The organism is Psychrobacter sp. Pi2-1, from assembly GCF_904846645.1.
GTDB lineage: Bacteria > Pseudomonadota > Gammaproteobacteria > Pseudomonadales > Moraxellaceae > Psychrobacter.
This window is the reverse complement of the sequence record NZ_CAJHBO010000025.1, coordinates 1-14,818: the sequence shown is the minus strand read 5'-3', so window position 1 is coordinate 14,818 and position 14,818 is coordinate 1. Positions and strand designations below refer to the sequence as shown.

Here is a 14,818-nt window from a genome sequence, read left to right as displayed (position 1 = left end):
CTTTGTTTAAATAAGCATTTATATCATGCTGTAAAACATGTGTTTACCAAGGACCGCCTCATGGCAACATCAAAAACGAAAACGCGTACTGCTAGCCAATCATACAGTCGTCAAGCACTGATTTGGCTAATAGTGACCTTGCTTTTAGGGGTGGTCACAGCGTTAGTATGGATGTTTAGTCAAACGCCAGCCATGGGTGCCAAAATTGAGAATGCACCGATATCAGCGCCAGAGATTTTGAATGAAGAGTTTGAGCAACCATTAAAAGTCGAATCGCTACACGAGCTAGATACGGATGTACAACCGATTAACTTTGATACAACGATTCGAGATTTGCGCGATTATCCTGATGAGTTTAAAGACAAGCGTTATCTGCTAGCTAATAAAGGCAAGTGGACTGTTCAAGTAATGAATGTCGCTGAAAACGATGTGATTGTTAGTTACTTAGAAGGCCGTCAAGATCGCGATAAATTTGCTTATTTCCGTTATCTTGATGACGAAAAGCAAGTCCGTTATATGCTGACTTATGGGATTATGAGTAGCCCGCAAGAAGCGGTAGGAGCAGCAAAGCTAATAGACTTTAAGTTACCTACGAATGTACGTGTACTGCCAGAAGAGATTAATCGGTATGTCAGTATCATTGATAATTATGAGCGTCCTGATCCAGTAAAAGATTTGAGTACGAAACGTACACGTGCCGTCGATTTGAAACCTACCAAGCGTGAAGTGCCTGCTCGTTTGCAAGAAGAAGCTGATGACGCCGCTGCTCAAGCAGCTAGTGCTAATAATAATCGAGGTAACCAAGAAAGCGCTAATAGTAGCAGTACTCAAGAGAGTATTCGTCAGTCAGTAGATACCTCTGCCACACTGTCTGTTAGTGAAGAGCGTACGGTTGGTGGTGAGACGCAGACAATATCTGAAACATCGCCAAAAGAAGAAAACAACGCAAGTAAGCCTGCGCCAGAAAACAAAAAGCCTGCGGCACCGGCGGAGAACTCTACTAGTAAGAAGCCACCAGTCGTGCCAACGCCTAAGCCCCCTAGTAGCACAAATAATAATTCAAATGCTAATGGCAAAAATGCTAACGCTAATCCTCCCAAGAATAATAGCGACAGTATAAAAGCGCTAATAGAAGATAAGAGTAATTAGTTTTTGCCTGATTAATTAAACCCACTAGCTATTTGGTTAGTGGGTTTTTTTAGCACTATGCAAAAAAGTTTCATCGTCATAATAAACGGCAAGCTACTATTGCTAAGTATTATCAAAGCCTTTCGCTAAATGTCATCTATACGGTTTGCATTAAAATTTTAATAGCAGTTTTATTTGTCTCATAACCAATAGTAATAAGTCCTCTTACAATTTATGGCTGATGAATCGATAGAAAAGACTAGATTTTTCGACAATCATTAACTAATATAACTGTGGGCGACGTTCTGTATAGTTATCGTAAAAAATGTCTATTTAACAACTATTTAGTGGTTTTTTCTTAGTTTTTAGAGTTCTTTACTAAATATTATTGTCTCAAGCGCGGTTACTTACTATCCATAATAAGGTTATCGTAAGTGACGCAACCTCTCTTATTGTCACTCTTTTTAGGGTAAACAAAGTGCTTGAATACAGAGCGTCAGATATTCAAGATAAACAAGTGCACCGTTATTAGTCACTGTATGCTTAGCTCTAAATGCTAGACATGACAATATAACAAATGATGCTTAAATGAATGGCATTAGATATCACTGATTGAGTAACTGGCATTTAAGGGCGTAGATTCTCCCGTTGCCAAGGGCTGCTACTTACTATCTTTTGATACACGGACCACATGTCAAGACATCAGCTAATGACCAGGAGGGTCAAGGGTTTTACTTTCTCTTAGAGTATGATGTCTATCGAGCATTGCACTATTTGCTAATTCGAACACACGAATATCCACTATCAGCCCGTTCTGCTTACGGGTACCAACTTATACTCCGCATTGGAAATGTAAGTTGCCCGTCTACTTAAAAGGACAAGCTATGTCAATGATTTCCTCACAAACACACCTGGCCACGCCAGATGATTTTTCTGATAATTGCGGTTTTGGCCTAATTGCCCATATTGAGGGTGAAGCGAGCCATGATTTGGTGAAAACTGCCATTCATAGTTTAAGTTGTATGACACATCGCGGCGGTGTTGCTGCTGACGGTAGAACTGGTGATGGTTGTGGCTTACTATTAGCGACGCCTATCGATTTCTTTAAACAGATTGCTGATGAGCAGCAATTTGCCATTACGGACAACTTTGCTGTCGGTATGGTGTTCGTTAATTTAGATAGCGATAAAGCCAAGCATAGCCAACAAGTATTAAGCGATGAGATTACCGCCCAAGGATTAGAAGTGGCTGGTTGGCGTGATGTACCACTTGACTTGAGTATTGTTGGTGAGATTGGTCGTGAGACATTGCCAGACTTTAAGCAAGTATTCGTTAATGCGCCAGATGACTTGGCTGCTGATGACTTCAACCGTAAGCTGTTTGTTGCACGCAAAAAAGCAGAGCAGCGTTTGACGGATGATGAGCTATTTTATGTCTGTTCATTGAGTTGTCAGACCATTATTTATAAAGGCTTGGTAATGCCTTCAGATTTGCCAGCGTTTTTCTTGGATTTGCAAGATGAGCGTTTGGCATCACATATCGTAGTCTTCCATCAGCGTTTCTCAACCAATACCTTGCCGCGCTGGCCACTGGCACAGCCATTCCGTTATCTTGCGCATAATGGTGAGTTAAATACCATTACAGGTAACCGCAACTGGTCTAAAGCCCGTACGCCAAAGCTAAAATCAGACAAACTGCCTAACTTGAATGAGCTGACACCACTTGTAAATAGTACTGGTTCAGATTCATCAAGCTTAGATAACATGCTTGAAGTGCTAATGTCTGGTGGTATGAATCTGTTCCATGCAATGTCTATCTTGGTACCGCCAGCGTGGCAGAATGTTGATAGCATGGATATGGATCTGCGTGCATTTTATGAGTTTTACTCACAGCATATGGAAGCATGGGACGGTCCAGCAGGTCTAGTTATTCAAAATGGACGCTATGCGGTCTGTATGCTCGATAGAAACGGTCTGCGCCCTTCACGTTGGGTAACCACTAAGAACGGCTATATCACTGTTGCATCAGAAGTGGGCGTTTGGGATTACGAGCCACAAGATGTATTGGCAAAAGGTCGCGTTGGACCTGGTCAAATGTTGGTCATTGATACGTTGACAGGTCAAATTTTAGATACGACGGCTATTGCAACTTTACTAAAAACGGCGCATCCATATCGCAAATGGTTACGTGAAGAAGCGACGCGTGTTCGTGATGATGAGCGTCTAGAAGAGACGTTGGCAACGCAAGCGTGCCGCGGTGATAAGCTAAAAGCGCTACAAAAAATGTATCACATCACCAATGAAGAGCGTACAGAAATCATTCGCCCTAATGCTGAAAATGGTCAAGAACCAGTCGGCTCAATGGGTGACGATACGCCAATGGCTGTACTGTCGCAGCAAATTCGCCATGTCGGTGACTTCTTCCGCCAACAGTTTGCACAGGTGACCAATCCGCCAATCGATCCATTACGTGAATCTATCGTGATGTCGTTGCAGACTTGCTTAGGCGCTGAGACTAACGTATTTGCGCCATCTGCGAGAGATGCGCATCGTATTATTTTGTCATCGCCAGTATTGTCAGCCAGCAAAATGCAGCAGCTTGAAACCTTGGATGATCCAGCGTTCAAGATGGCTCGTATTGATCTAAACTATGACCGTACTCTAGAGCTATCTGATGCTATCGTGGCTATTTGTGAGCAAGTGGCAGATAACATTCGCTCAGGTAATACGTTGATTGTCTTGTCTGATAAAGATATCGATGCAGACAAAGTACCCGCCAATGCCATTATGGTTACTGGTGCTGTGCATCATTATCTAATCGCGCAAGGTATTCGTACCGATGCTAACTTAATCATTGAGACGGGCCTTGCCCGTGACTCGCATCAAATAGCAGTATTGATTGGCTTTGGTGCAACTTGTGTGTATCCATATCTGGCATATGATGTCATTGATGATTTGGTCGCGACTGGTGAGCTACTTGGTGATCCGATTCAAGCCCGTGTTAATTTCCGCAAAGGCTTGGATAAAGGTTTGCTGAAAATCTTATCAAAAATGGGTATCTCTACCATTGTTTCTTATCGCGGCGCGCAGTTGTTTGAAGCAGTAGGCCTATCAGAAGAAGTCGTCAACTTATGCTTTAAAGGCGTACAAAGTCGAATCAAAGGCGCTACCTTTGCAGACCTTGCTGCTGATCAAGCGCAACTGGCTGCCAATGCGTTTAAGCGTCGTGCCCCTCTAGATCAAGGTGGTCTGCTTAAGTTCGTCTTCAACAAAGAGTACCATGCCTTTAACCCTGATGTGATTAACAGCCTGCATACCGCGGTACGTACTGGTGATTACGATAATTACCGTAATTATGCCAACCTGGTCAATAGCCGTCCGGTCGCGACTTTACGTGATTTATTGCAACTGAAAACTGGCAACAGTATCGATGTCAATGAAGTAGAAGATATTTCTAAAATCTTGACGCGTTTTGACTCAGCTGGCATGTCATTAGGGGCGCTATCTCCTGAAGCGCATGAGTCGATTGCGATGGCTATGAATACCATCGGTGGTCGCTCAAACTCTGGTGAAGGCGGTGAAGATCCTGCGCGTTATGGCACATTGCGCAACTCAAAAATCAAGCAAGTTGCTTCCGGTCGTTTTGGGGTAACGCCTGCCTACCTTCGTTCCGCTGAAGTCATGCAGATTAAAGTAGCCCAAGGTGCCAAGCCTGGTGAAGGTGGGCAGCTACCTGGTGGTAAAGTCAACGCGCTGATTGCACGTTTGCGTTATTCGGTGCCAGGTGTGACCTTGATTTCACCGCCGCCGCATCATGATATTTATTCTATCGAAGATTTGGCACAGCTGATTTTTGATTTAAAACAAGTCAATCCAGATGCATTGGTATCGGTTAAATTGGTCTCACGTCCAGGTGTTGGTACGATCGCGACAGGTGTTGCAAAAGCCTATGCCGATTTGATTACTATCTCGGGTTATGACGGTGGTACAGCAGCGTCTCCGCTATCATCTATCCACCATGCAGGCTCGCCATGGGAGCTAGGTTTGGCTGAGACTCATCAGTCTCTACGAGTGAATGGGTTACGTGATAAGGTACGTGTCCAGACTGACGGTGGTCTAAAAACAGGGCTGGATGTAGTAAAAGCTGCTATCTTGGGTGCAGAAAGCTTTGGCTTTGGTACCACGCCAATGATTGCAGTTGGTTGTAAGTACCTACGTATCTGTCATTTAAATAACTGTCCAACAGGTGTTGCTACTCAAAAAGCCAAGTTGCGTGATGAGCATTTCATTGGCGAAGCAGAAATGCTGATTAACTTCTTTAAGTTTGTCGCAACTGAGACGCGTGAATGGTTGGCAGCGCTAGGTGTTCGTAGTATGGAAGAGCTGGTTGGTCGTACTGACTTGCTTGATATCTTAGAAGGCAATACGGACAAGCAGCGTCATCTTGATTTAACACCATTGCTATTTAGTCACCCAGCCAGTGTGGGCAAAGCACAAACTTGTCAGGTTGAACGTAATGAACCGTTTGATAAAGGCTTGCTTGCTGAGCAGATGATTAGCGATATGCTGGTGAACATTCGCAAAGGGGCAGGCGGCGATTATAGCTATTTCGTTGGTAACTGTGACCGCTCTATCGGTGCTCGTATTTCTGGTGAGATTGCGCAAGTCTGGGGCAACCTTGGCATGAGCGATATGCCAATCAAGCTTCGTCTAACTGGTACTGCAGGACAAAGTTTGGGCGTATGGAATGCTGGCGGCCTAAATATCGAGCTTGAAGGCGATGCCAATGACTATGTGGGTAAAGGTATGGCAGGCGGTGAGATTGTGATTTATCCGCCGAAAGACTCAAACTTTGTAGCGCAAGAAACGGCCATCATTGGTAATACCTGTCTCTATGGTGCAACTGGCGGTAAGCTATATGCTGCCGGTACAGCAGGTGAGCGTTTTGGCGTCCGTAACTCTGGCGCGCATGCAGTCATCGAAGGCACAGGCGACCATTGCTGTGAGTATATGACGGGCGGTATCGTCACGATTCTTGGCCGTACTGGACTTAACTTCGGTGCTGGTATGACGGGTGGTTTTGCTTATGTACTCGATATGGAAGGCGACTTCTTCGACCGTTGTAACCATGAGCTAATCGATCTAAACCGTATTTCAAGCGAGCAAACAGAAGAGCATCGCATTCATTTGCAACAAGTGATTGAAGCTCATGTAGATAAAACAGGCAGTGCATGGGGTCAGACAATTCTGAACGACTTTGAGCACTATGTTCGTAAGTTTTATTTGGTTAAGCCAAAAGCGGCGAACATTGCAAGCCTTCTTAAAACTACCATGGCCGACCCACAATAGCCGATACATGACTGCCTATCGTATCAATGGAATGCATTGATGGATCGGCAGTCGCTTTAATCAGGTTAGCCAGCGTTCCGTTTTTAGAGACGTTTTAACTCACAGGTTTTCAGCAGGTACGTAACAGCAGCGATATATGTCTTAAATTTTAGACACACCAAACATCGCTGACTGTCGCCACCCACTGCAAAAGAGCCTTATATAAAAGAGATAGCACCATGGCAAAACGCTTAGAAAATAACTTCCAGTTTTTAGATGTACCAAGATTTGATCCAACCAAAAAAGACATTGCAACGCGTTCAACAGAGTTCGTTGAAATTTATAAGCCTTTCGAAAACGAAGCGGTTGCTCAGCAAGCGCATCGTTGTCTTGAGTGTGGTAACCCGTACTGCGAGTGGAAATGTCCAGTACATAACTATATCCCTAACTGGCTAAAGTTGGCGACAGAAGGTCAGATATTTCAGGCAGCTGAATTGTGCCACCGTACCAATACCTTGCCTGAAGTATGCGGACGAGTTTGCCCGCAAGATCGTCTGTGTGAAGGCGCTTGTACGCTGAATGATGGTTTTGGCGCAGTGACCATTGGTAATGTGGAAAAGTACATTAACGATACTGCGTTTGCACTTGGCTGGCGTCCAGATATGTCTGAAGTCGTTTGGACAGATAAAAAAGTCGCTATCATTGGCGCAGGACCAGCGGGTCTGGGTTGCGCGGATATCTTGGTCAGAAATGGCGTCAAACCAGTTGTCTTTGATAAGCGCCCTGAAATTGGTGGGTTACTGACATTCGGTATCCCTGAGTTCAAAATGGAAAAAGACGTCATGCGCAATCGCCGTGTGATCTTTGAAGACATGGGTATCGAATTCCGTTTAGAGACAGAGATTGGTACAGACGTCACCATTGATGAGCTATTGGCTGAGTATGACGCGGTATTTATGGGTATGGGTACATACACCTATATGCGTGGCGGCTTCGCTGGTGAAGAGCTGACAGGCGTCTATGATGCATTAGATTATCTGATTGCCAACGTGAACCGTTGCAATGACTGGGAAAAAGACGCTGAAGAGTACATCGACTTTAAAGGTAAAAAGGTAGTGGTACTCGGTGGCGGCGATACCGCAATGGACTGTAACCGTACCAGTATCCGTCAAGGCGCCGAAAAAGTAGTTTGTGCCTATCGCCGTGATGAGGAAAATATGCCGGGTTCACGCCGCGAAGTGGTCAATGCTCGTGAGGAAGGCGTCGAGTTCTTATTTAACCGTCAGCCAACCGAAATCATCGGCTTAAACGGTAAAGTTAACGGCGTAAAAGTTGTTACTACTCAGCTGGGTGCACCAGACAATCGTGGTCGTCAACGCCCTGAGCCAATCCCTAATTCTGAAGAGATCATCCCATGTGATGCAGTCATCATGGCCTTTGGTTTTAGACCAAGTCCTGCTGATTGGTTTGAGTCTCAGCAAGTGGGGATGGACAGCTCTGGTCGCGTACTAGCAGCCGAAAAGCAAACCTTCAAATTCCAGACCCAAAATCCTAAAATCTTCGCTGGTGGCGATATGGTGCGCGGTTCTGACTTGGTTGTGACCGCGATTTGGGAAGGTCGTGAAGCTGCGGAAGGTATTTTAGACTACCTAGAAGTATAATACGCTAGCGCAATAGACTATTACTCATTAATACTGACGCAGATCTTGATACGTAATTCGATGAGTCATTTGGTGAATAATCTTTAATAGCGTAGATGTCAATATAGTGTGCTAGGATATTTTTTATAACGCCTTTTACCTGTGAATAATAGGTAAAAGGCGTTATTTTTTGCCCGTCATTTTGCTGATAGAATATCAACTTATACTTACCGCTAGTTATTGAGCTTTTTTAATAATCCTTTACTAAAATGTCTCACCTAAACATTCCACCCAAAAAGAGTAGCCTTGCGTGAAATCCACCCTTTATCAGCGTATTACTGCTCCATTTGTCGAACCCTATGTTCGCTACCAACATGCAGATATCCTACATGCCACACGACTAGGTACGGCTGTGATACTGGCTTTATTGGTCAATAAAATCACCAACCTTCCGCACGGTGAGTGGACAACCATCACAGTATTTATCATTCTAGGGTTATTACAATACCAAGGCGCTATTTATACCAAGGCAAAAGAGCGCGTGATCGGTACTTTATTAGGTATTGGTACGGCGCTTGGGGTGTTATGGTTTAATCAAAATGCGGGTGCATGGCTATGGGTGGACTATGCGCTCATTGGTCTGCTCAGTGGCATCATTGGCTATCTAGCCGTTAGACAGCTTGGGTATACAGGGCTGCTAACGGGCATCACTATGTTGATGATTGTCTCTGATTTAGGCAATAACAGCATTGGTCAAGATGGTATCTACCGCGCATTAAATATCTTACTGGGGACAGGCGTTTCGGTAGCAGTGACGCTAATTTTGCCGCTCAAATCAACGTTGATGTGGCGATTTTTATTGAGTAGCAACCTTGACGCTTGTAGTAGCCTCTACGCAGGCGTAGGTCATCATATTGACGCAACGGATGGAGTAGTGGACGACTCTACCCAAAAGTTAAACCTAGCGGCCTTTCCTGTTAAGGAAGTACCCGTTGATAGAGCGTTGGTCACAGCGTTACAGCAGATTAATAAACGCTTGCTGGCTGTGCGCCCACATATCGCGGCGACAGCAAGTGAGTCAGGAATCGAAAAAGAAACGCTAGAGACGATTCAGCGTACTCATCGTAATATCATTGGAACGATTGATTTACTATTAAGTGCGGCACCGCGCTTAGCGAATATCGAAATTGATGAAGAAAACCATGTTCTATTGGTACATTATCAGCATGAGCTAACCCAAGCGATGCAGCACATGGCAGCGGTATTACGTAGTCCAAGCGATGAGGTATTTCGACCCATTACCCGTATTGCTGTCTCGGAGTATCCAAGCGTACAGCATCTAGCATTTGAGTGGCAGGGCTATTTCTGGTTGACCCAAACCTTGCAGACTCAATTACAGCAGCTGAGTGATTTACTGCAAACATCGAAGCCGCATTGGTTTGCTGCATCTGGTCTGGGTTATCAACGCCGCGAGCAGCGCCGGATGAAAGAGCAGGGCGGCGAGACGGATTTACATTTATAACGCAAAAAAACGCTGATCATTTAGGATCAGCGTTTTTGTTTTTCAAAGACTACTTTATTTTTAAAATGCTAAATTAAAACTATTAACGACCAGTCTTTAGCTTATCCCAGTACTGCTGATACACTTGCAACGCCTCATCGCCCACATCTTCTTGGAACTCAGCTTTTGCTAATACTTCTTTAGAAGGATAAATCGTTGGGTTATTTCGGACGCTCTCATCCATCAGCTCACGCGCTGCTATGTTTGGTGATGCGTAGCCGATCTCTTCGCTGACAATTTTTGCATTTTCAGGACGCAATAAGTAATCAATAAACTTATGTGCTGCATCAACTTGCTTGGCGTTTTTTGGAATGACAAAATTGTCCATCCACAAGATAGCGCCTTCGGTTGGATACTTATAAACCAAGCTAGTCAAACCTTCGTCATTGGCCATGACTGCTTCACCATTCCATGTCATACCAAGCGCAGTCTCACCCTCGATATATGGCATACGTGTCGCATCAGAGTTAAAAGTTTTGACGTTTGGCATCAACGTGGTGAGCTTATCGTAAGCGGCTTCGATTTCGTCAGGATTGCTACTATTACCTGAGTAGCCAAGGGTCAGCAGTGCCATACCGAATACTTCACGCACGTCATTGGTCAGCATCACCTGACCTTTATACTTAGGATCCCATAGGTCATTCCAGCTATTGACAGTCTTCGGATCGACACTGTCACCATTGATGGCTAGACCGGTGCTGCCCCACATATAAGGGATAGAGTATTTGTTGTCAGGATCAACTTTGGTATTGGTAAATGAGGTATCAAGGTTTTTGAAATTGCTCAATTTAGATTTGTCTAGCTCTTGCAACAGCCCTTCTTTCGCCATCTTTTCAACATAATAAGTCGATGGAATCGCTAAGTCATACTGGCTCGAATCATCGAGTAGTTTGAGCTTGGCATACATGGCTTCGTTAGAGTCAAACGTGGTGTAATTAACTGAGATGCCAGTTTCTTCTTCAAAACCATCTAAAATCTCTTGCGGCATATATTCTGACCAGTTATAAAGGTTCAGCGTCTCATTGCTCGCTGCAGCACTGCCATCCGCTGCATTATCAGAGTTGCTACAGCTGGCAAGCACCAAGCCGATAGCCGCTGCTAAGAATGCTTTTGGCACTATACGACCGACACTAGCCAAGGTGTGAGTAATGGGATGGGACGATGATAAATGGGTCAAAATATCTCTCCTAAATAAAGATAATGCAAATCAGAAAAATTCAATAAAAAAGCCAACAAGATAAAAGTCTAACATGGCCAATAAAACCATTATGGTCATTAGTTTATATAATTTAAAGGGTTGTTATTAAGGCAATGCTTAATAATACTAATAAAAATAGCCAGTTGGGCTAATGAGATGAGTAGCAAAACTAACTGAATGACAGCTAATTTTTAGTAGAATTACTAGCGAGCTGCTAACGTCGAATCGAAAAAATATAGTATATAAACATGCTATGATTGGTGCAGGCCGAAGTATGACGAACATCATCTAAGCAGATATCAGCCTTTGGCTCTAAGACACCAACCATACCATAATAATAAGGGATACAGCACAATGACCGAAAGTACCTCAACTCAAAATGCCTTCAATAAAAGCCACTCAGTTATACCGGCATTGCTTACGGATAAAGTCGCCATAGTCACTGGTGCCAGTCGTGGACTTGGTGCACAGATTGCACAGCAAATGGCAGCAGCAGGCGCTATCGTCTGCGTCAACTACCTCAATAGTAAAGAGGCTGCTGAGGCAGTAGTGACTGATATCATCGCGACAGGCGGTCAAGCATTTACTTATCAGGCGGATGTCACTGAGTTTGAGCAAGTACAAGCAATGGCAGCTGAAGTCATCACTCGTTATGGACGTATCGATATATTGGTCAATAATGCCTTGCCCAGTTATCAGTTCAATCCAAGCGCTGCGTACACCAGTATTGAAACAGTAAAGTGGTCGCACTTTTCGCAACAAATGGATGGTATTGTTAAAGGCGCGGTCAATATGGTGCAAGCGGTGCTGCCGCAAATGAAAGCGCAGCAAGTAGGTAAAATTATTAATATCTCAACCAATCTTGTCTACAACCCAGTGGTTACCTATTATGATTACACCACGGCTAAATCAGCGTTGATTGGGCTAACGCGCAACCTAGCAAGTGAGCTTGGTCAGTATGGTATTCGGGTTAATTTGCTGGCAGGCGGATTATTAAAAACTACCGATGCAAGTAGCTTAACCACTGAAGAAGTATTCGACTATATCGCGACTACAACACCGCTGCGCCAAGCGACTTCGGTGGCTGACTTTGCCAATTCAGTATTGCTCATGGCATCCGATTTGAGCATGGCGATTACTGGACAATCTATCGCTGTCGATGGTGGCTTGACGATGCCTTAATTGAGCCCTTAACTGACGCCTTAACGTTCTATTGGATTTGTAGAAAAACAAAACGATCGTCAATGTGATGGAATCATCATTGCTAAAGATTTTATTTATATTCTCTATATAAAATTAGACCATAATAAAAAGCCCTTACTAGTCAGCTAGTAAGGGCTTTTTTTAAATGAACGTTAATGGCTTTATGTGCCTGAACAGTCTTACGACTTCATTGCTAACTGATTAAGCACGGTTTGAATACCATACTCTTCGATCGTCCCAGTGACGAAATCAGCGCGTTCTATTAAAGCTGGCTGTGCATCTCCCATGGCCACAGCAAATCCAACCAAGTCGAACATTTCTAGGTCATTCATACCATCACCAAATGCCATACATTCGCTTGCATCTACTGCATAGTACTCGCACATATCTTTGATGCCGCGGGCTTTTGACGCATCTGCTGGCAAGATATCGGCACCAATCTGATGCCAATGTACCAGCTTTAAATCATACTGAGCAAAGTCGATGTCTTGCATTTTTTCTTGCTGATTATTAAAAAATACCGAGCACTGATAGACAGTATTTGTTTTGTAGTACTCAGGATCAAGGATCGAATTGGGCGTGACCGCATTGAACTCGCGTAAACGTTCATTTTCACCTGACCAAGCGATATGAGTGGCAGAGTCAAACTTATGAATCAAATCACTCTGCTGGCATAGGCGTACGATTTTATCTGTCTGTTCAGCAGTTAATGGGTAGTGGCTGATTCGGCCGCCTTTATCAAAACTATATTGTCCATTCATACAAATAATGGCGTCCAATATATCTGCATCAAGCAACGCTAGAATGTCTTCAGGCAATATGGCTTTAGAACGACCAGTCGAAATCACTAGTTTAATATCGGTATCTGCAAGCTGCTCAAGCGTCGCTTTATTGTGTTCAGCGATAATGCCGTTGCGGCTCAAGGTATCATCGATGTCAAAAAAGATGATTTTGGGGGTCGAAATCTTAGTAGTCATACTTTCTTTGGCAATCTTATCTTCGATAAACATGATGATCCTATTATTTTTAGTCGTGTAGATACAATGATTCAGATACTACTACAACATACCCAATCAGATAAATACCTATCGAGTAACCTATGATGCTGCAAGCATGCTTATTGAGACAGTATTGGCATGTAGCCTGTAGAACCGCTCATTGCTTGTCCAAAGGATTAACAAAAATGCTAAACGATATGATTAACTTAACCGTGTTTATTTATTATAAAGTTATATTCAATTATCAAAATTAATCTACGAAATAATATGGACTAACATTATTGATGCAACAGCTACCTAAAGGAATAAGTATGAAATTTTTTACCTTAAAATCGGTTACAGTTTTGGCAACCTTGGCTTTATCTGCCAATGCTTTTGCAATGGATGTTAAATTTAATGATGCTGTTTGGGATGGCAAAAAAATCCCTGAGGGGCAGCAATGTCTAAACTATGATGGCAAAAGTCCAGCCACGCCTAGCATGACTGTTTCAAACATTCCGGCAGGCGCGGAAAGCTTGGTATTCGTCTACAACGATGTAAGCAATAAACGTATGCAGCATGGTGGGCATGGTATCGTCGAGTTCGCGCTACCAGAGGGTGCTACGAGCACAGAAGTACCACGAGTATTTGGTCATACTTACGAAGTACCAGTCGGTATTGAGATGATCGCAGAATACCGTAACCGTAAAGGTGAGACGGGCGGTGCATATAAGCCGCCTTGCTCTGGCGGCAAAAACCATCTGTATACGGTAGATGTACAAGCATGGCAAGGCGATTCGGTACTTGCTGAAACAACAGTTGAGATGGGTCGGTATTGATACGTTAGCTATTCAATTAGCGTGCAACAAAGTCGTCTATACAAAACTGTATATACATAGCATAGACGGCTTTTTATTGAGGGTAGGTTATGTTTTACAAGCCTATAAATGCGCTAGCTCAACAGACATTACAGGCCCTGATTGATGTTTATAATATTTAGTCTATAAGTAAACGTGGCTCAGTCATATAAGGGCATTGAGGTAGGGCTATAGGAAAATATAGATTAGGCTTGTTAACTATTGGAATAATGCCAAGATACTGAACGTGACAACTTTGTAGTATAATTTTACTACTATGGATATCATTATGTTATATCATTGAAACTTCTATGTTATAAATATAAAAAAATCATAGCAAATGATAAAAAACGTTATTAATTATACTTTATCTTAAAGTGTACCTTGATTTGAATGAATTTTTTATAAATAAGGTTTCTTATGAACATAACGACGAGCCAACCTTCAAAGGATAGAAAAAGGCATGGAGAACATATTCTTATCCACATGACATATATCGCCAAAAATGTCGATCTAGATTCTGGGATTGAGCTGACTCGCGCACTTGAGTACTGGCGTAGATATTTTGAAGAAAACGATATCGTTTCAGCTTTAGTCATTAGCGAAGGTTATTTCGTTCAAAGTTTTCAAGGAACAAGACCTGCTATCAATACTGCCTTAGAAAAGATACTTGACGAGCATTCTACCATTGTCCCTAATATTGTGAATATAGAGGAAATAGAATCGCGCCAATGGAATGGGTTTTTAGTTAAACATCTAACCTCAAGCGTTGAAGATGAAGAGCATGCCCTAAAGAACTTTGAACCGCCCCGGGATTGTCGGAGACTCAACATTCTGAGAGAATACGACAATGAAAACACGAAACTACACTCCTGAGATTAAAGAACGCGCCGTTCGCATGCTGATAGAAGCGTTGGGCGACTATCC

The 14,818-nt window shown here is 43.3% G+C and carries 9 protein-coding genes; 7 read left to right on the top strand and 2 right to left on the bottom strand.

Features of this window, described 5'->3' with window-relative positions:
* Nucleotides 1-60 precede the first annotated feature (60 nt).
* From JMX91_RS11845 to JMX91_RS11830, 4 genes are all read left to right on the top strand, one after another.
* Nucleotides 61-1,149 carry a hypothetical protein gene (locus tag JMX91_RS11845; RefSeq protein ID WP_201549310.1) on the top strand — a complete coding sequence of 363 codons (1,089 nt, stop codon included), beginning with the start codon at nucleotides 61-63 and terminating at the stop codon, nucleotides 1,147-1,149.
* 863 nt (nucleotides 1,150-2,012) lie between these two features.
* Entirely contained in the window at nucleotides 2,013-6,476 is a 4,464-nt protein-coding gene (gene gltB, locus JMX91_RS11840; protein WP_201549309.1) for a glutamate synthase large subunit, read from the top strand.
* Nucleotides 6,477-6,694: 218 nt separating this feature from the next.
* Complete coding sequence (locus tag JMX91_RS11835; RefSeq protein ID WP_102090376.1) at nucleotides 6,695-8,116, top strand: glutamate synthase subunit beta; 1,422 nt, start codon at nucleotides 6,695-6,697, stop codon at nucleotides 8,114-8,116.
* A 289-nt stretch (nucleotides 8,117-8,405) separates the two neighbouring features.
* A complete protein-coding gene (locus JMX91_RS11830; protein ID WP_201549307.1) occupies nucleotides 8,406-9,617 on the top strand; it encodes an FUSC family protein in 1,212 nt (403 codons plus the stop codon).
* A gap of 82 nt (nucleotides 9,618-9,699) precedes the next feature.
* Here JMX91_RS11830 and JMX91_RS11825 read toward each other — a convergent pair whose 3' ends face one another.
* The gene (locus tag JMX91_RS11825) at nucleotides 9,700-10,833 is read right to left on the bottom strand and encodes an ABC transporter substrate-binding protein (RefSeq protein ID WP_201549305.1); all 1,134 of its coding nucleotides are present in this window, start codon (nucleotides 10,831-10,833) and stop codon (nucleotides 9,700-9,702) included.
* 375 nt (nucleotides 10,834-11,208) lie between these two features.
* On the opposite strand from JMX91_RS11825, the gene JMX91_RS11820 reads away from it, so the two are divergent.
* Nucleotides 11,209-12,036: a 3-oxoacyl-ACP reductase gene (locus tag JMX91_RS11820; protein WP_201549303.1), complete on the top strand. Its 828-nt coding sequence runs from the start codon at nucleotides 11,209-11,211 to the stop codon at nucleotides 12,034-12,036.
* A gap of 200 nt (nucleotides 12,037-12,236) precedes the next feature.
* Here the strand turns inward: JMX91_RS11820 and JMX91_RS11815 are convergent, their stop codons facing one another.
* A complete protein-coding gene (locus tag JMX91_RS11815) occupies nucleotides 12,237-13,067 on the bottom strand; it encodes a Cof-type HAD-IIB family hydrolase (RefSeq protein ID WP_201549301.1) in 831 nt (276 codons plus the stop codon).
* Between the two features lie 299 nt (nucleotides 13,068-13,366).
* Here JMX91_RS11815 and JMX91_RS11810 point away from each other — a divergent pair, with 299 nt between their 5' ends.
* Nucleotides 13,367-13,873, top strand: a complete 507-nt coding sequence (locus JMX91_RS11810) for a hypothetical protein (protein ID WP_201549300.1) — start codon at nucleotides 13,367-13,369, stop codon at nucleotides 13,871-13,873.
* 438 nt (nucleotides 13,874-14,311) lie between these two features.
* The gene (locus JMX91_RS11805) at nucleotides 14,312-14,767 is read left to right on the top strand and encodes a BLUF domain-containing protein (RefSeq protein ID WP_201549299.1); all 456 of its coding nucleotides are present in this window, start codon (nucleotides 14,312-14,314) and stop codon (nucleotides 14,765-14,767) included.
* Nucleotides 14,768-14,818 lie beyond the last annotated feature (51 nt).

Bases quoted from the DNA above. Each gene is read 5' to 3' on its own strand.
- JMX91_RS11845 (WP_201549310.1), top strand. From the start codon at position 61: ATGGCAACATCAAAAACGAAAACGCGTACTGCTAGCCAATCATACAGT.
- JMX91_RS11805 (WP_201549299.1), top strand. From the start codon at position 14,312: ATGAACATAACGACGAGCCAACCTTCAAAGGATAGAAAAAGGCATGGA.
- JMX91_RS11835 (WP_102090376.1), top strand. From the start codon at position 6,695: ATGGCAAAACGCTTAGAAAATAACTTCCAGTTTTTAGATGTACCAAGA.
- JMX91_RS11815 (WP_201549301.1), bottom strand. From the start codon at position 13,067: ATGTTTATCGAAGATAAGATTGCCAAAGAAAGTATGACTACTAAGATT.
- JMX91_RS11820 (WP_201549303.1), top strand. From the start codon at position 11,209: ATGACCGAAAGTACCTCAACTCAAAATGCCTTCAATAAAAGCCACTCA.
- gltB (WP_201549309.1), top strand. From the start codon at position 2,013: ATGTCAATGATTTCCTCACAAACACACCTGGCCACGCCAGATGATTTT.
- JMX91_RS11810 (WP_201549300.1), top strand. From the start codon at position 13,367: ATGAAATTTTTTACCTTAAAATCGGTTACAGTTTTGGCAACCTTGGCT.